Origin of the sequence: Mycobacterium lepromatosis, from assembly GCF_000975265.2 — a bacterium.
Lineage (GTDB): Bacteria > Actinomycetota > Actinomycetes > Mycobacteriales > Mycobacteriaceae > Mycobacterium > Mycobacterium lepromatosis.
In genome coordinates, this window is sequence record NZ_CP083405.1 from 3,045,961 (window position 1) to 3,063,591 (window position 17,631).

Annotated in this window: 12 protein-coding genes and 6 pseudogenes; 7 read left to right on the forward strand and 11 right to left on the reverse strand. The window is 56.3% G+C overall.

Features of this window, described 5'->3' with window-relative positions; translation table 11 throughout:
• Nucleotides 1–256: 256 nt before the first annotated feature.
• A pseudogene (locus MLPF_RS14395) lies at nucleotides 257–554 on the forward strand (enoyl-CoA hydratase/isomerase family protein); the annotation flags it as partial.
• Here the strand turns inward: MLPF_RS14395 and MLPF_RS14400 are convergent.
• Nucleotides 547–738 carry a (2Fe-2S)-binding protein gene (locus MLPF_RS14400; protein ID WP_045843565.1) on the reverse strand — a complete coding sequence of 64 codons (192 nt, stop codon included), beginning with the start codon at nucleotides 736–738 and terminating at the stop codon, nucleotides 547–549. The pseudogene MLPF_RS14395 and the gene MLPF_RS14400 sit on opposite strands and share 8 nt — an antisense overlap.
• A 360-nt stretch (nucleotides 739–1,098) precedes the next feature.
• On the opposite strand from MLPF_RS14400, the gene bfr reads away from it, so the two are divergent.
• The 3 genes and pseudogenes from bfr to MLPF_RS18145 form a co-directional block, all read left to right on the forward strand.
• Nucleotides 1,099–1,578, forward strand: a complete 480-nt coding sequence (gene bfr / locus MLPF_RS14405; protein WP_045843588.1) for a bacterioferritin — start codon at nucleotides 1,099–1,101, stop codon at nucleotides 1,576–1,578.
• 439 nt (nucleotides 1,579–2,017) lie between these two features.
• Nucleotides 2,018–2,508 (forward strand): annotated as a pseudogene (locus MLPF_RS14410) (carboxymuconolactone decarboxylase family protein).
• 376 nt (nucleotides 2,509–2,884) lie between these two features.
• Nucleotides 2,885–3,110, forward strand: a pseudogene (locus tag MLPF_RS18145) (hypothetical protein); the annotation flags it as partial.
• Nucleotides 3,111–5,114: 2,004 nt separating this feature from the next.
• Here the strand turns inward: MLPF_RS18145 and MLPF_RS14415 are convergent.
• The 5 genes from MLPF_RS14415 to ag85B form a co-directional block, all read right to left on the reverse strand.
• Entirely contained in the window at nucleotides 5,115–5,288 is a 174-nt protein-coding gene (locus MLPF_RS14415; RefSeq protein WP_420329628.1) for a lipoprotein LpqH, read from the reverse strand.
• Between the two features lie 380 nt (nucleotides 5,289–5,668).
• On the reverse strand, nucleotides 5,669–6,142 hold the full coding sequence (locus MLPF_RS14420; RefSeq protein ID WP_175266471.1) for an SRPBCC family protein: 474 nt from the start codon (nucleotides 6,140–6,142) through the stop codon (nucleotides 5,669–5,671).
• 12 nt (nucleotides 6,143–6,154) lie between these two features.
• Nucleotides 6,155–6,604 carry a resuscitation-promoting factor RpfC gene (gene rpfC, locus MLPF_RS14425; RefSeq protein WP_045843562.1) on the reverse strand — a complete coding sequence of 150 codons (450 nt, stop codon included), beginning with the start codon at nucleotides 6,602–6,604 and terminating at the stop codon, nucleotides 6,155–6,157.
• 287 nt (nucleotides 6,605–6,891) lie between these two features.
• The gene (locus tag MLPF_RS14430; protein ID WP_162196960.1) at nucleotides 6,892–7,389 is read right to left on the reverse strand and encodes a chorismate mutase family protein; all 498 of its coding nucleotides are present in this window, start codon (nucleotides 7,387–7,389) and stop codon (nucleotides 6,892–6,894) included.
• Between the two features lie 265 nt (nucleotides 7,390–7,654).
• Nucleotides 7,655–8,638 (reverse strand): diacylglycerol acyltransferase/mycolyltransferase Ag85B, encoded by a 984-nt coding sequence (gene ag85B, locus MLPF_RS14435; RefSeq protein WP_045843560.1) that lies wholly within the window; start codon nucleotides 8,636–8,638, stop codon nucleotides 7,655–7,657.
• Between the two features lie 622 nt (nucleotides 8,639–9,260).
• On the opposite strand from ag85B, the gene MLPF_RS14440 reads away from it, so the two are divergent.
• The gene (locus MLPF_RS14440) at nucleotides 9,261–9,482 is read left to right on the forward strand and encodes a DUF7159 family protein (RefSeq protein WP_082082412.1); all 222 of its coding nucleotides are present in this window, start codon (nucleotides 9,261–9,263) and stop codon (nucleotides 9,480–9,482) included.
• Nucleotides 9,483–11,655: 2,173 nt separating this feature from the next.
• On the opposite strand, the pseudogene MLPF_RS14450 reads toward MLPF_RS14440, so the two are convergent.
• Nucleotides 11,656–12,943 (reverse strand): annotated as a pseudogene (locus MLPF_RS14450) (cytochrome P450 family protein).
• A gap of 320 nt (nucleotides 12,944–13,263) precedes the next feature.
• On the opposite strand from MLPF_RS14450, the gene MLPF_RS14455 reads away from it, so the two are divergent.
• Both MLPF_RS14455 and MLPF_RS14460 read left to right on the forward strand, forming a co-directional pair.
• Entirely contained in the window at nucleotides 13,264–13,668 is a 405-nt protein-coding gene (locus MLPF_RS14455) for a hypothetical protein (protein WP_045843559.1), read from the forward strand.
• A gap of 388 nt (nucleotides 13,669–14,056) precedes the next feature.
• On the forward strand, nucleotides 14,057–14,275 hold the full coding sequence (locus MLPF_RS14460; protein ID WP_045843558.1) for an Rv1893 family protein: 219 nt from the start codon (nucleotides 14,057–14,059) through the stop codon (nucleotides 14,273–14,275).
• 53 nt (nucleotides 14,276–14,328) lie between these two features.
• On the opposite strand, the pseudogene MLPF_RS14465 reads toward MLPF_RS14460, so the two are convergent.
• From MLPF_RS14465 to MLPF_RS14480, 4 genes and pseudogenes are all read right to left on the reverse strand, one after another.
• A pseudogene (locus MLPF_RS14465) lies at nucleotides 14,329–15,411 on the reverse strand (nitronate monooxygenase); the annotation flags it as partial.
• A gap of 259 nt (nucleotides 15,412–15,670) precedes the next feature.
• Nucleotides 15,671–16,582: a class I SAM-dependent methyltransferase gene (locus MLPF_RS14470; RefSeq protein ID WP_045843564.1), complete on the reverse strand. Its 912-nt coding sequence runs from the start codon at nucleotides 16,580–16,582 to the stop codon at nucleotides 15,671–15,673.
• Between the two features lie 93 nt (nucleotides 16,583–16,675).
• On the reverse strand, nucleotides 16,676–17,107 hold the full coding sequence (gene dtd, locus MLPF_RS14475; protein WP_045843557.1) for a D-aminoacyl-tRNA deacylase: 432 nt from the start codon (nucleotides 17,105–17,107) through the stop codon (nucleotides 16,676–16,678).
• A 267-nt stretch (nucleotides 17,108–17,374) separates the two neighbouring features.
• Nucleotides 17,375–17,628: pseudogene (locus MLPF_RS14480) on the reverse strand (macro domain-containing protein); the annotation flags it as partial.
• Between the last annotated feature and the right edge of the window lie 3 nt (nucleotides 17,629–17,631).

A 17,631-nucleotide genomic window follows, 5' to 3' on the forward strand; every position in this document is an offset into this window, starting at 1 on the left:
CAGTGGGTGACTGTCAAAGATCGAGCGGAACTGGTCAGGCCGGATAAAAAATAGCCGTGGCTGGCCGATGTCGACCAAGTAAGGCTTTATTACTTACGTTAAGACCTTCACCGTTACGAACGGCAGCAATGACAACTGGCAAGGGTATGACTAGGTGATGGCCAAAGGAACGGTGCGCTGTGGCGTTGATTGCGTCGATGCGGATGTACGGCAACGGTTAGACGTCACAGTTGAGAGACCAGTGGTGGGCTCGGCGGCCGCGTGGCTGTTGATGCCTTCGGTATGGATTGACGCTCACGAAGCGTTGCTCATGGGGTTGGTCTGGCAGGGGTGCGATCCGGGAGCGCTGCTTCCTGAAGCCAGCTGATGTGCTGAAATCCTTGCCGCTAGGCCAATGTCAGTTTTGACGGCAGTTAAGCGCACGAAGATCGAACCGATCTGTGCTGAGATCGCGGCAGTGACCGCGCGAGTAAAACGCGCACTTCGCCGATTTGATGGGCGCTCAGGTCAACGCTGTAGCCACCGACCGCCACGTAACTGAGTTGTTTAGCTAGTCACATCGAATTGGGCTTCACGTCGGGCTGAGGCGGCGATGATCGCCCGCAGTGTGCGTCGACAGCGTCCGCAGTCGTTGCCCGCCCCGCAGGCGGCTGCGACCTCCTTGGACGTCGTCGCACCACGTGCGACGACGTCGCACACAGTTTGGTTGGTGGCACCGGCACACAGACAGACATACATCAGCAAATCTCCCGACCGCGGGTGACATCCCTCATTAGATTTGCGCGCATCGCATCCCGTGTGATCAGAATCCTGGGCAGCGCCCTCGGGCAAACAGGTCGCATGTTAGTGGAGTCTAACTTACAATAGGTTAGTGCAGTCTAGCCTAAAGAATGTGACTTGCGATTGATGTTCGCTTGCGCGTGATGCGTCGACAGTGCACCAAACGCTACGTTGACTCTCGTACCTGCTGCACTAGATATCCCAACCAGGACCGGCATAGTGTGTTGCTATTCGTCGCGGTAAACTAAAATTTGGAGTGTGCCGCAGGCCACTTTGAGCGGCTCTACATGATCTCTATACTCACACCTAGGAGTGTTCATGCAAGGTGATCCGGATGTCTTGCGATTACTCAACGAGCAGCTGACCAGTGAGCTCACCGCTATCAATCAGTATTTTCTGCATTCAAAGATGCAAAACAACTGGGGCTTTACCGAGTTAGCACAACGTACCCGTGTGGAGTCCTTCGACGAAATGCGGCACGCCGAGGCGATTACCGATCGCATTCTGATTCTGGACGGCTTGCCGAACTACCAGCGTATCGGGTCGTTGCGCGTTGGTCAGACGCTGCGTGAGCAGTTCGAGGCCGACCTTGCTATCGAATACGAGGTGTCGAACCGGCTCAAGCCCGGCATCATCATGTGCCGGGAAAAGCAGGACAGCACCAGCGCCGTACTGTTGGAGAAAATCGTGGCTGACGAGGAAGAACACATCGACTACCTGGAAACGCAACTGGCGCTCATGGGCCAGCTGGGAGAGGAGTTGTACTCGGCGCAATGCGTCTCCCGGCCGCCGAGTTAACATTCCGAGGCTAACGCGCTAGTCCACGGGCAAGCACAATACGTCCGGAACAGCGACCCAGTCGAAGCCTGCCAAGGATCCCTCATTCGGTAGCGCGCTGATCGGGTCGCGATGGCAGTTGTGATGTTCTGTGTTGTCGGACTACTGGGTATCCGCTGTATTGAAGGCGCCCAACTGTGGCTGTTCTCGTCTAGGGATGTCACCAGTTAGCTACGTATGCTCGTTGCCTGCTGGCCTGGATTGTCGACAAGCTCGCCCGCTCACTCAGCTACCAGGGTCGGCCTGGCCGCCGTGAAGTTGCAACTGCCCTGCAATGCGTAGCGCATCGTGTTATGCTCCAACGCGATTGGCACGACGATTCGCCGATCATGGCTCTCGGGCGATCACAGGCAGCAGTCGCAAAACGATTCTGCGGAGATGCGCGGCGTATCATCACGCCATGAGCCGAATCGGTGCAGTTACGGATGACGACTTGACGGGGTTGGAGTTTGTACTTGCCCTATCCGGCCGCACTAGCCGGGTTCAGTCAGGAGGTCTACACGAGGAACGGGCTGCCGATGCGCACGCGAACTGGCACGAGCGGTGATTGCCCACGACAACGAATGCGTCGTCTGCGTCAACACTGCGCGATGCAGAAGGTACCGCCGAAGGGGTTGATGAGAAGCTGTACGACCAAGCGATGGAGTGGCGTACCTGGTTCGGTTACAGTGGATGGGAGTGGTTGGCCGCTGAGTTCGCCACCGGGTACCATCGAGTCCTAGGGGGTTGCATGACGACGAGGAATTTTGGAGCCGGTGCGCTAAGCACTTCTCCGCCGAGTTGTTAACTGGCCTGGCTATATCGTCTACGCTGTGTATCGGCATGGGGCGGGTTCTGCGGACTCTGGATATAAGGCAGTCCTGCAAGCTGACCTTGTCCAGCCAGGCGTAGCGGCAGCCATACGACCCGCATACCTGTCGTCGACATGGAGTGGTTAGTTGGCGATGCAGAATGGCCGCCATGACAGCTACCTCGTTCGCCGCTGAAGGCCTGTTGCCCGACTGGATACAGTAAGGTGTCGACACTGTCATCGACCTATTAGCACTACGCATCGTCGGCGACGGGTTGGTCTAGGCGCTCGCCGCGTTTTTCGAGTAGGAAGATGTACTCGTTTCCGTGTGCAGCCGCGATGCGCTGAGCTGGGTCGAGGCTGCTGCTTGTTGTAGCCGGCAGTGACGCGGTGATTGGCCGCGAAATTGAATTCCTGCTGGTCGATCCAGAAGGTGGCTAGCTGCCGTCGGCGAGGTGGTTGTAGTACGGTCCTCCCGATTCTCGGGATTACGTGATTGCTGCACTTAATAATTCGCAGTTTATGCGAGATATGCATCGGCGATGCTGCGGTAGACATGGTGGTTGCGATTCGTCTTCTAGAGCAGGAGCGCTACACGACCCTGGACCCCGAGCAGCTGGCGTATAAATTCCGGACGGTCTGGAGCCTGTCATGGTGTCTGATGTGTTGGCCTTGGCACAACACGTCGGCGAAGTGGTGTTGATCGATCAGCGTTTCTAAGGCTGCTGGTTGACTGCAGGGACTGGGGTGATTCGAAATGCTTTCAATGAGGCTAACACCGAACTGCTTGCAAAATTTTACTCTACGTCCGATGCGCGGATCGGTTTCGCTGTGTGCACCCACTGCAGTCCCATCCTGGATCTAGCCAAAAACATTGATCCCCAGTTATAGCGGGATCCACACTGCCAGTTCAGCGAAGTCGAATTGAATCAGTTGTTTTTCCAACCGCTAGAGTGAATGACTGACTGATCGACATCGGAATCGGTAAGGGCTGCAGGCGCAAGGCTTCTTACAGCCATAGAATAGTCCCACCAGCTGTGCTGTTGAACCGATCTGGATCGGGAAAAACGGACGGGTCCCGGTTGGCAGCGGCCAAAAAGCACCACCACCTGGCCGCGCTTGATTGTGTTACCCGCCCAGTCGACGTCCTTGCGCGCTATCCGAGCGGTCATCTGAATCGGTGAATCTAGCCGCAGGATCTCTTTAACCGTGTTGTGCTACGATTTAGGCTAAGCACGTAGCATCACCAGATTCTCTGGCGTAGCCGGCAACGTACCAATACCGCTGCCAAGCAGGTTAACCGTGGTTTCAAACCCGACAGCCAACACTAGCCTGGCGATTGCCTGAAGTTTGCTTCTGTTGAGAATTATTTCGATAGGCTTGTTGTTGTCCTAGTGGGTCAGGTGACTCACCAGATCATCGCCTGGGGTACGCGGCCGCATTGCTGTAAGTGTTTGACGAGCCAGGTGTTGAAACCAGCGGCCCCTCGTTGTGCCTGCTCGTACTGCTGCTATGTCAGTTCAACATCCAAACTGGGTGCGGCCTAGTTCGCCAAACTCAAGAAATGTGGCCTAGGTCGCGATCGGATACCTCAAAATGTCGCTGATCACCGCTACCGAAAGCTGCGAACAATATCGGTTGATCACGTTAACGACACCACGTTAGTGGGGGAATTGATCCAATAGAGCCAATGCGTTCTGCTCGACCTGATCCCGTAATGTGGTGACTGCCCTGGGCATGAACATGAATGATATCATCTTACAGTAGCGGATGTAATAAGTTGATTCAACAGCCAGCAACGAGGGTGCTCGCAACGGATGCAGCAAATTGTCTTGGCTGTTGGTTCTCCAGCCAGTACAACGGCTCCGGCAAGGTTACGTCGAGCGAGATCACATGGAAGTTCTCTGATCGCAGCAGTTCATGTGAGATCGCAACGGTTGGCGGTCACATAGCTGATGTGGCTCTGTACTAACGGGCCTTGGGGACGCAGTTCGTGGTAGTAAGGGCACGGGGTTCGCCTTGACGGCCAGATCGATAACCGAGCGGGCTAACGGGTTATTTCGCTGCATGGCGTGCCGTCGAGCAAACCGTCGACGAGTCCATATTGTGCGAAACAGTGCAAACGCTGCTGTACAGATCCTCCATCAGTCGGCCGGATTACAAATGCTAATCCACCAGCTTTCTTCAGTGGGAGCCCGACCGTTTACGGTCCGGAGGAAGCCGATCCCGTCTGTTCGCCCGTGTTAGCCGGCCGCTCTTGAGTTGTTTGTCTGGGGTGGTTCTGCCTCTCAGCCGGTGTGGTTACTGTTGAAGAAACGCCGCCGCAAGTAAGCAGCGGTTCGCTGTTGATGTTAACCAGCAGATTTTCCAACGTATCGTGGCCGCGGCTCGACCCACCAGGCGCGGTATCGCCGTTGAAGAATTGCCGGGGCTCCGGGCTTGGGTACGGTTTTGTTAGCCCCAAATGAGCCGAGGTGCTTCGCTCAACTGGCGGGTTTTGGATTTACAAGGCTCAAGCCGCTGATGGTGTTCGTTGAAGTCGATCTTGTCTACGGAAGCTGAACCTGCCATGTGTGCGGGTGTGAGTCGACAAACGGGATCGTCGCTCTAAAAGCGGTTTTGAGTGTGGCGGGTGTCGTTTCGTTGGGCGCGCCAATTGCCCATACTGACAGCCCTTAGTTAGGGCAGCAGCAAGAATGTGGCGGGTTCAACGCTTCAAGCGGGTGATCTTGAACTCTGCGGGCACGGCTTTGTTGGGATAGCTGCTGTTGCTGTCGGAGTCACTAGCGGTGAGGGTGTACGTGTTGTTGGCAACCTCGGCGGGTGCATCTCCCACTCCACCTGCCCAGAAGCTGCCAGTGAACCCGTCGACATTGCGGATCTTGAACCATGAGGAGTGGCCTTGCCGTCATTGAAAAGCACGACGGCCTCGACTTGGCTGCCACTTTCGCGGATATTGATCGTTCGACAAGATGGTCTTAGCTGCATGCAGCGGAACGCGTCGCATGAATGTTGCCGTCGATGGTCAGTTGTGCGGCTCGTCGGAGGATTCCGTGCACGCCAAGATGGTGGTGACGATAACCACAACCACCCCGGCTGCTCTGAACTATCAGTTCTGCACCAGTCCGTCTGATTCCGACACATCACGGCTGCTTTTGCATAAGCTTAGATACGGCCGTAGCGATACGGTTACGCACCAACTTCGGGCTAGAGCCTCGAGCTGGTTAATCCAGCGGACGCTACTTGCTGTTGGACGGACCGTCAGCCCACCTCGACCACATCTTTGATGCGCCGCAGTGTCTTGGTCATATCACGGATGTTGCGGCGCTTCCGCAGAAAACCGCCAAGCAACCAATACACGGTGAGCAGTGGCGAAGGGTTGAGCCGAAATGACTCGGTCACGTCCGTGCCATCGTCAGATGGCGCCAATCGGTAGTGCCAATTGTTTACGGCTTTGTTGCCCAGCAGGACTGCGAAGCCGAACTCACGGCCGGGTTCGCACGCGGTCACCTTGCACGTCGTCCAATACACAGGTCCGATTTCATTTCGCCGGACATGACCACGGAATTTGGCGTTGAGAGCTGGGCCAGTCGTGTCGCCCAGCCACTCGGCCTCAAAAGTCTCCGGGGAGAATCGTCCGATGTTGCGGACATCCGCGATTAGATTCCAAACCTTGTCCGCAGGTGCTGCCATATGAACAGTCACCGAACCTTCCATGGCTTGATTTAAACACAGTTTCCTGCTCGTTCATAGACCGTCGAGAGCGATCGCCGCTAGTGCGGTATCGCCCATTTGCATTATGTCGTTGATGATCTGCTTCACGCCCTGTGCGGTATGCGACCACAGCGCGATCGGCAGGCCAGAGGCGGCGCTGCATTTCGGCCATGCTTCCAGCCCTTGATCAGCCAAAACCCGGTTGGCCACCGCTATTTGCTGCTCTCTGGACACGGCGGCAGGATTGCCGACACCGCCGTATCGGGCCCAGGTGGTTGGTTTAAATTGCAGTCCACCGTAAAAGCCGTTTCCGGTGTTAGCTCGCCAGTTTCCACCGGACTCGCATTGCGCGATCGCATCCCAGTTAGGCCCCTTAGGAACGGCGTTCGCCACACCAGTGGGTAGTGCCATAGACGCCGCAATCATCCCGCCGACTACAGCGGACTTCACGAACGGCTTACAAAGTTTTCTCACGTCAAGCATGTCTTAAATGTTACTCTTTTGCAAAGCTTGCGAGATCGCTCATATATCGTGCCGAGATCGGCGCCGTAAACTAGCTCAACGAGAGGTCGCTGTGCATTAGGTGAGCGGTGAACCCTAGCAATACGACTGAGTCGTCAACGAGAAGGTTTGTTGATAGAAGCCGGCAATTTGGTGATCCCGGATGATGTCGCTTCGAGCGGTATCGAATTGGATGACGCACGCTGGCAAATGCGGCAAGTCCCAGTTGAGCGTTATCTGGGTCGGTATTGTTTCGTTGAAAACAGCGATCAACGACCACGACGCCAAAGGCTCCGGTGATGCGGCTGATGCACTGGACGGATTGAATTTCTCAAGCCGCGACCGGCTGTATTCGATGGCCTTCGTAGTGTTGATCTGGTCCCTGAAGACCCGTGCGATGTACTCTGGGTCAATGGTTTCGTGCTGGCTTCGGCGCGCATTTTGGTGAGTATCTGCTGGACGGTGATCTGGATCCTCAATTCAATGTCGCCGTGATCGATCCATTTCAAGGTGGCGGCCGGCTCGGCGACCACCAACTGTTGTGCGGCGATGTCGATCAATTCGATCAGCAAGTTACCGCTATTGGGTCTCGTCTCCGCTAAGCCGGCAATCAGCGTTAAAATGAGCGCGGCCAGCACGCCTAAGCACTCCGGGCGAGGTGGCCCAAACGGCGCAGCATCTATCTGGGCAAATGCGATCGCTAATTGCTGTCCATCATCATCATCCGCTCCGGATTCTGGAACCTGTTCTGGCCCGGATGCCCGCACGCACTGTGTTGAGCGTGACCGGGATTGTGCAAGATCCGTTGCAGGAGAGCTAGTCTGACTGACACACGGACTTCTAGATACCGCAGTCACACCGACAGTAACGGGCAAACGCGAGCAATGATCCGAACGTGGGAGTGCTACGTCTCTACAGTCCAGTGTCGGAACCTTAACAAACTAGCGCCATGCCCACGACACAACCGAATGGATTGATATCACGGGTAAAATTGCGGGTGACCAGTGGCAACGATCAACCAGACAGGGCAGGCTAACCGCTGCGGTGACCAGCCATTAAGGTGCTCTGTAGGTCGGGCTTCATGGCGTTGAGCTGAGCCCCCCAGTACTCCCAGCTGTGTGTTCCGTTGGAATTGAGGTTGAACACGGCGTTGTGGCCACCAGCACTGTTGTAGGCGTCCTGGAACTTCAGGTTGCTACCGTGCACGAAGTTCTCCAGGAACTCCGCGGGGACGTTGGCTCCACCCAACTCTGAAGGTGTGCCGTTACCGCAGTAAACCCATAGGTGGGTGTTGTTGGCGACCAGCTTCCCAACCTGCAGCATAGGGTCGTTTCGCTGCCAGGCCGGGTCATTAGGCGGTCCCCACATGTCCGCGGCCTGATAGCCACCGGCATCACCCATCGCCAAGCCGATCAGCTGGGGCTCTATACCCTGGGAGGAGTCCATCAGCGCTGACAGCGAGCCGGCGTAGATGAACTGGTTGGGGTGATAAGCTGCTAGTATTAGGGCCGAGGAGCCTGCCATCGAGAGGCCAACCACAGCGCTGCCGGTGGCTTTGACACTCCTATTAGCGGATAGCCACCGAGGCAGCTCACTGGTCAGGAATGTTTCCCACTTGTAGGTCGTGCAGCCGGCTTTGCCGCATGCTGGGCTGTACCAGTCGCTGTAGAAGCTGGATTGCCCACCGACCGGCATGACGACCGACAGCCCCGACTGGTAGTACCACTCGAATGCGGAGGTGTTGATGTCCCAGCCGTTGTAGTCATCCTGCGCGCGCAGGCCATCCAGCATATACACCGCCGGAGAGCCGCTTCCGCCGTTTTGAAACTGGACTTTGATGCTGCGCCCCATCGCCTCTGACGGCACCTGTAGGTACTCGACTGGTAGGCCTGGCCGCGAGAACGCGCCTGCGGTAGCTGCTCCGCCAGCAAGGCCGATTAGGCTCGGCAGGACCGCAGCTGTACTCATCAAAAGCCAGCGCCCCCAGGCCCGGATCTTCCCGCTCACGTCAATCATAACCTAATACCCCTTGTTGTATGTCGTCTGGTGCTCTCGCAGAACTTACCCTGCGAATAGCCCAGATGTCGATCAAGACGCGAAGCGATCTCAGTTCTGTATCGGTTACCTGTCTCGTATATCGCAACTGTTTGGTTGGTGCAAGTAACCCATTCCTGCCAGAGCATTCTTGCTTGATGCGGCCCCACTTGCATCGAACGCTTAGGTGCCCACGGAGCAAGCCGGATGGACATCATGCTAATCTCGCTTCGATCCAGCTTTCACGAACCACCGCACCAGCAGGCTGTAAGGTGGGCGGGGGTGCGGCCGGGGGGCGTTGGAAGCCGGGCAAGATTGAGGTACAAATTTTGGATTCGGTACTAGGGCTATACTGATGACCCCGACCACCGTAGGGGTAGGGTGGGTCCTCGCTGAGGTACACTGCGCAGACGGCACCATCCTGGACAGCCATGAGTTTGAACTGTGCGGGGCCGCGGTGTGTGTGTGTGCACGGTGAACATCGCCAAGCAGGTTGCAGGCGAGGTTTGGCGGGTAAACGCCATGGCGGCTGCGGATAGCTAACGTCTGCAGGTCATCGGAGTGACCTCGAGCGGCGAAGCCTCAGCGCAAGCCGCTCTAGCTGTTGGAGTTATTGACAGATGCGGGTGTCGACAACGTTGTGCCGGTGTGCTTTCTTGAGTCTGTTGAGACCCTAGCGCGAGCTGTGGCACCCGTCATCGGCTACGCGCAGACCGCGGTGTGCCTGCTTGAGCATGACTGGGAGACCGTCGTCATGGTTTTGACACCTCTGCTGGCAAGAGCCGAACGGCAATCAAGCAGGTGTGTGGCGGTTTCGACGGGTTGACTTCGTAGCTGGCTGGAATGTTCGATCGTAATAAGCTGGTGCCCGGCCGGCGTGTTCGTCGTCGGCGCACACACCGACATCGATGGATTGTCATGGCAACTCGAAAAAGCTTTGCCAATGTCGTTTTGCGTAGACCCTGGCGTAGGTGATGATCGCACGAGGTGCCGCTCTGGCGGCGGCTCAGAACATCGAGTTCACCGACGAGCGGAGCGGCTGGTGGCATTCATCAGCGAATCCATCTGCCGGCACGGTCTCAGCGGTTGTCCTACGCTGGGGTTGTTACCGCTTGGGCCGCCGCAGCGGTTATTTTCGTAGCTTTGTTGTCATTTAGCAATGGTCCTCCAGTTGGCTTCGGACGTGAATTCCGCTGAATTCAAGCATGCGATGCGTAAGTCGCTGCTACAGATTGCAGAAACTGCTGCGCCTGACCATACCAGCGCCCGTCAAGGCGGTGGCGTCGGCCGGTGATAGCAACATAGCAACCCGTGTCAAAGGTGCAGCCGCCGATCAGCCTCGCCTCCGCTGAACCGGGAACAGAACCCACTGCACTGCTGGAACAGTTTAGAGCGTTACTGATGATCCCAAACTGGATCCAAATAGTCAGCCACTATAATACATAACGAAAACTCTTGAGCACATTTCCGGCAGTTATCGCGATCAAGCGCCAGACGACCCGACATAACCTGAAGCCTGAACATCGATTCGAACGGCGGCAAAGCACACCGCCACTTCCGGTGCTAACTGTATTGGGCTCAGTAATAACAAATCGGGCTTGATGCTACGGTCGGATTGGCTAGCCGTGGACTGGGGGAACATTCGCTATGAGTCGCTGGGATCTTCTGTGCACAAGTCAATTACGTGCTCCCGCGCATGCAATCTTCAGGTGAGACGGTGGCTGTTGCCGATCATTACACTCTTGTTGCTGGTGTCAGCAACAAAGAGGATCTGGGGAAAGCGGCCGGCGTTCAGTGACCTCAGCGCGTTTGTCTGAACTAGAGCCTTTTCCGGCTCGTACAGCCTGTTGACCCTACCCTGTGCAGTATCTCGAACGAATTCGTCTTGACCGTAAGCTCCGCGATTACCGGGTCGGCATCGGTCCAGTCTACCGTGACCCGCGAGTGTGTCATAGCAATGGTGAGACGATGACCTGGTTGTGCGGCTCTGCCCGTAACACCGTCTCGAACTTGCAACTCACCGTCGGATGTCTTCGGAGTTTACACCACGCCGTTACCGCTTGGGGCACAGACCGGCCTATATTTAGTTTCGCACTACACTTCAATCCACGCCCGACACGACAGCAAATGTATGTTCTCTTCGACGTCGCGCGCCGTTCCGGAGGGATAACTGGTAACGCTGCACCGCGGCATATTGCATATTGAGTGGCGGCACGGGACCGATCGGCAGCGGGTACATTGTTACACCGATGGTGACGAGTTCGTCTTAGAGAAGTTAAGTCGCCGATCGTTTCTGTCATTGCCATGGAGAATTACCGGCAGGGCCCAGAATTACTACTCCTCCGCCCAAGGTGGGCATGTCTTCGGCGACGTCGTAACTGGTGGAATCGATGTAGTTATGCGTGCCCACTTTCCTAGCCTCTGCCGCTTTGTCAGCGCCGCAAGCGACCGTAATGGTCTCGAGATCATTGCCCGGGCAAACTGGATCCCAAGATGGTCGAGTCCACTAATGTCAAGGCTCGTCACTCGGCCACTGGGCAAGGGGTTGGTCTTGTGCAGCACGTCGCAAGTGGTGACGTCGGCGTAGCCCATTGGAGTGGCTTCGACAAAGGACAGCCCGGTCGGAATCCGAGCCAGCGTATTGGCTGATATTGTCACCGACTCCACATATCCGCCGGGCTAATGCCAGCTAGATACTTGTATGTTCGCATAGCGGATGAAAATGCTTTTGCGGTAGGGGAGCAGTAGTTGCAGTGTCCGCCGAACCAGTCGACAGTTGACGTGGTCGTCAACCGCTGAATCATCGAATTCTCCTATCGTTAAACTGATTTCGTTACCTATACTTAACGGACACACATGCTACACACCGAGACCGCTAGCCGAACTTCGTTTCGACACGGTGACAGTGTTCCAACATCGACCAACCGCAAGGGCGCGCCAGCAGACTGTATGTGGATGGCTTTAGGAGTAGCCATCAGCTTGCCTGTTTAATTCATGTCCTAATGCGCCACAGGGCATTTGGCGTAACCTTGGCTATGGTTGGTAGACTTGCCAATGCTTAATCCTATTGAGCCAGCCCGACCGCAGCAGCCCGGGTTTGCCGATCGATTACAGCTTCGGCATGTACTCGGCGATCGCATGGAGCATCCGGTCAATGGTCATCCGTGCTAAGTTGGCCACAATGCAGTAATGTATGCTGGTGTCATTGAATCCCACATGGGGGTTATTATAGGATGCTGAAGACAAACGGATTGTCGAACATCTCCTCATCGAAGTTGGTTGAACGGCAAAATGATAACCACCAACTGGCCCTTCTTGATCGACAAGCTGGACAGTTCGTAGTACTGCAGCGTGGTAAGCTGGAAAGATCATAATCGGGGTGGCCTACCGGACGATCTTCATCGGCTGTGGTGCTGGGGGTGCTGTTGCTTGTACAATTCCCCCCTGATCGGGGAAGTCGGTAAGGTCATCATACCCTGCGTGATGGAATTTTGGGTGGTCTCGCTACCGGCCACCGCAAGCAGAATGACCGAAGAAGCCAAACTCGTATTTGGAGTTGGAGAGCTTGTGGCCCTCGATATTGGCCCTCAACCAGGTTGGTCACAATGTCCTGACCGGGAGGCGTGACCCTATCAGCGGCCATCTGCATGGCGTACATGGTCAATTCCACAGATGTGGCCATGGGGTCATTCGTGGCGAACTCGGGATCCTGGTCACCAACCATCTGGTTCGACCGATGGAACAGTTTTCTTGTTTCTTGCGGTCTTCCTGGGGTACACTCAGCAAGTCGGCGATGGCGGCTTGCCGTGACAATTCGCAAGACACATGTTCGACGAAGTCGCCAGAACTCTCAGATGCCGCAACCGCGACGATGAGGCAAGCACACTCGGTCAGGTCATCACTCAGCTGCTCCACGGCTCAGGGAGTGAAACCGCGCGAGATGATTTTGCCCAACCGGGTGTACTGCGAGGCGTTCATGTTGAGCAGAACTAAAAACTAACTTGCCCTTGCTGATTTGCTAGTTGTTCATGCCTTCTCTGAAGCGGGGCAGGGCGGTCTTCTCCAGGCTGGAGAAGGTGCCGCTGCGACAATAGAAACTTCCTTGTGCCTGGACACCACTCTGAACAATCATCGTCATAAACCCTGCCTCTTCCGGTTGGCTGCTCGTTTCACCCAATCGGCTAGGCACATCTCGGCTAGTTCTTCCACCGGCAGCCGTTCGGTGTAGATGTCTGGGTCAGTAAAATTGAAGCCGGGAGATTTAGGTGAGGGATCGGTTAGGTGGATTGCCCGGTTCGTAGCATGACCCACTTATCGATACAATTCGATACAACAATTTTATTGTGCCAATAAACCATTGTCACACCCGGTTGGCAAGTGTTAGAGCAAGATCACCAAAGCAAATGGCAAGCGTTACCGGTGAGTTTTTGGATACGTCGTCCGACTCCATAAGAAAAGCAAGTTAACAGCACCAACCTCCCATCTATCGACATCGTTGCGCCGGTGAACCGGTTCTCCAAGTCGGTCTTGTAGCGTGCTCGATATGCTTGGTGCACGCCATCGTCGGCTTGGTGGGGGTCCGGTAGCATTAGTGCGAAGGGTGGAGCATGATTTACGAACTACTCGCCATCGCTGTGATCGCGAGTGGCGCGGTCAGTGCGGCGCCGCATGCGGCGGCTAATCCGCGTTACGACGGTGATGTACCGGGCATGAGTTATGATGCTTCGCTAGGTGCGCCGTGCTTTAGGTGGGGACGATATATTTTTGGACGAGGTCCCAGCGGCCAGGCTGAGGCGTGTCATTTCCCTCCTCCCAACCAGTTCCCGCCAGCAAACACCGGATACTGGGTGATTTCGTACCCGTTATACGGAGTCCAGCAAGCTGGTGCGCCGTGCCCGAAGGCCCAAGCAGCGGCACAGTCAGCTGACGGTCTGCCCATGCTCTGTCTGGGCCATCAAGGGTGGCAGCCGGGATGGTTCATCGACACCGGGTTTTTCCCGCCTGCCGGCTAACGACCGGCCTATCTTGGCGATATGCGCAACGGTTCACCGATCCCGAGATGGCTACGCTTTGCACAAGTGTCGATTGATCTGGCTTGGCGTGGTATATTGGTACCAGTTTCTTCGTGTCGGTACTTGCCTGTTGTCCCCATGGCAGATCGTTAACGCCATGGAGTCATGGGGCTAGTAGGGTTATGGACGAGCTTTGCTCGGAATTGTCATGGCCTTACTTTGGGCTGAAACGAATATTTCAAATATTGCGGTGCAGTGCCGAGTATGCCGGAAGAGTATTGGCTCACCCTGGTAAACCGACTGATGTCAGCTCTGGACCGCACCGAAACCCCGATGCGTTGCATGGTCTAAAGTCGTACCGAAGATCCTGCAACCAAAGGAGACGCCGATGACCTTCGAACCTAAAGACGCAGTCAACGCGGTCAGGGACGTTGCGACTAATGCCGTCGAGAGGGCTTCAGCCCTAGTCGCAAACGCTAGCGACATCATCAAGGGTGACATCGCAGGTGGCGCCAGCGGTATCGTCCAGAATTCTATTGACATCGCCACTCACGCGGTCGATAAGGTGAAAGAGATCTTCACCGGCAAAGGTGAAGACGACGAGTAGTACTCCTTGCTAGACGGCGGCAGCAGCGACGTTGAGTGCGTCCACCCCCTCGTCGTAGCTTCTAGGTACTCCTGAACCCACCGCATGATGACCGTGACCGTCTTCTCCACCATGGTGAATTGTCCGACTGGGTTGAACGCGACGTCGACGGTCTCGTTCGGGTAATTGTGCGTGGTCTTAACGGCGATACCGGAAGCCATGTACTGTGTAGTGGCGTACACGAGCGACTGCGTGTTGTTTCCAGGCCTCGGTCCAGTCATTTCGCAGCATCCGAGCCGGTTTGTCGGTGAAAGAACGGCTGCGGACTGTGTCGCCACTGGTGGCAGATGTAAATATATGCCGCTTGCTGGCTTGGGGTCCGCGGCCTTTCCCATACATCAGCCACTGTGAGCCTATCCACGCGCCTTAGGTGCCCCAGGATCAGGGCCGCAGCGATCTGCTGGCCGCTATTTGATACCATGCCGCCAACACCGGTATCGGGGCAAGACCTTCTTGACGACTTGTGGCCACAGCACAACTGGGTCTACTTCACCGCCGTATTCAACCCATCTTGCCTTCCTAGGTGATGATGATGCCGACGCCCGTGTCGGCTTGCTTTCGGGTCTGCATGGGGGAGCCGCATAATGCGGCCACTTTGCGACTGGAGGCATGAATGTGCTTGATCATGTCGCGTCGGGTCGGGTGCCGGGCGTGTTGGCGACCATTGTCATCTTTGGGTGCTGCAACGTCACTTCAACCTGAGGGGGTGGCGATTGCCTCGGTCCAACCCGCACAGCTGCGAGCTGTCCTTATCGTTGTCTTCGACCGGGCCACCATGATCGGCGAGCATCTTGCGTGTAAAATTCAATTGTCCTTGCGACACCATCGATCGCAGCATATTGGCCAATTCATTCGGCGAAAGGTGGAATTCATGCCCTCCTCCTTGTTCGAGGTGACGATATCGCCCCCGCAGGGGATGGTTATGGACGTGCTCAGCTATCCAGTTGAGCTCGGTCTCTAGCTGTTTGACTGTGAAACCGACCGTTCCCAAGGCACCTCGAAACCGTCGACCGTGCCGACAGCGGCGACATCGCCGCAGTGGGTTAAGGCGAAATCGGAAACTCGATGCCGAGTTCGTTACCAATGGCAGTGTGTATGCCGGGCTCTTGGGGCGTTGATCGATGCTAAATAAACTGAAATATGTTCTAGGTTAGTGTGGAGTGTCCTGACGGGACCAGTGGTTTTGGTTCCAACGTGTCGAGTATTATGGTCTGTTATCGCGACCGCGTCAAAACACCGGAGGGGTGTATGCGCAAACCGGGTTTTGTCGGGGGCAGACTGTCGACGCGGTGTCCTAGTCGAACCGCCCCGGCCCTGATCCTGACCACGAGCAGCCTGAATTCCTAAGAGACTTCGTCATCGAGTTGCCTTTATATATTGGGAGCGCATGAAACTGTCCATCTGCACATCCACGTCCGGCGGAGTCATGCCGTAGCTAGTCTGCAACTCCAGCGTGTTACGAACGGGCTCTACGGCCCATCCGTGCGCAGCCAGCCATTGCGCCGGGTTAGTCTTTGGCTTATAGGTGAGAGCGGAAAAGTCCACGTCACCAGAAATATTTACCCCCGGATGGGTCGTTTCCAGTGCGGCGAGTTGTTTGCGGTCCAAACGCGACCCCAAAGCGCCCACAGCAATTCGGCTGCTCAGTGCACACAACTCACCTATCCGAGTCAATAGGGCGCTTTGTCCGTCGTCGGTTAAGTAGGGCAACAGCCCCTCGACCGACCAGGCGCTGGGTCTTTGCGGATCGAAGCCGGCCGCTTTCAACGGTCTGGGCCAATCGGTGCGCAGGTCGGCTGCTACCTCGCGCCTGTCGGCGTTGGGTGTAGCGCCATGCTCGGCTAGCACGCGAGCTTTGAATTCGAGGACTTTCGGTAGATCGATTTCGAAAACCGTTGCATCGCTTGGCCATTCGAGACGATATGCTCGAGAGTCTAGCCCGGCAGCGACGATCACCGCCTGTCGTATGCCTGTGTCACCAGCGGAGCTGAAGAAGTCGTCGAAGAACCGAGTTTGCACGCCGTAAAGGCGAGGAAATGCGGTCTCATCGAGGGAGGTTCCCGGGTTGGCCAGCAGACCCATCAAATACGGGTCTCGTGAAGCGGTGATGAAATACTTCGCGTATTCGTCGCGAACCACTGGTTGCGGTCCTACCGCGTGCAGCGCGCGCCAGCCTGCCACCAGTAGAGCGGTGTAACCCACACTGCTGACGATGTCCCAGTGGTCGTCGTCGGAACGAAGTGACCCAAATTCAGGTGCGGCTGCCATCAATACCTCGACCACCGGGACAAGCTTCTAATGCCTGGCAACTTTTGGCTTTCTCTTCGCGTATTCACCACCGCCTCCAACGATACGATACGATCACAGCTCTAGCATCAGGGTGACTGGGCCATCGTTGACCAGTTCGACTTGCATGTTGGTGCCGAACACACCAGTTTCTACCTGCGCACCCAATGCCTGCAATGTTGCAACGACGGACGAAATGAGTGGCTCAGCGGCAGCGCTCGGAGCGGCTGCGTTCCATGACGGCCGACGCCCCTTTACAGTATCAGCGTAGAGGGTGAATTGACTGATCACCAGGATCGGCGCGTTAATGTCGGCCGCGGACTGTTCGTCAGCGAGGACCCGTAGATTCCAGAGCTTATCTGCCATCCGTTGCGCCGTGTGAAGATTGTCGCTATGGGTGATACCCACGAACGCGAGCAGGCCCTGGTGGTCGGGCTGGATAGCCCCGACCACCAGGCCATCGACCGACACCGCTGCTGAGGAGACTCGTTGTACCAGAACCCGCATGGGAGTCGATACTGCCAGGCCTTCCTCGAGATACAGAGTTACTGGGTAGGCTAAAATTAGGTCTCTGTGCTGGCTGTATGATCGAAGGTGATACCTGGGCAAGTCATGGTTGTGCAGCGTGCGATGAAGGCTTTAGCTGATCGTGAACCGCAGTAATTAAGGTCGACCCCCTATCCGGGGTTACTGATGTTATGACGCAAAAGTGGATTCCATCGAGCGTTATCTGTCTTAGGTCGTGGGCGATCGACCCGCAACACCCGACCGACGCTATACCCCTAGAATTGCCCGGAACGCCCGCTCAGCCTCGTCGCCGTGCACGGCGAACACCACCCCTTGCAGTGAGCTGGCCTGCTCTGCCGAACAGCGTTGATCATCAGCCGCTCAGCGTCTTCGAGCGGGAAGCTGCCCACACCAGTGCCAAACGCCACCAGCGCCAGCGAGCGGCAAACGAGCATATCGGGCCCCGTGCGCAAGGTCGAGTCGGTAGCTCAGGTGAGGAGTTCGGCTGAGGACGGACCGCCACC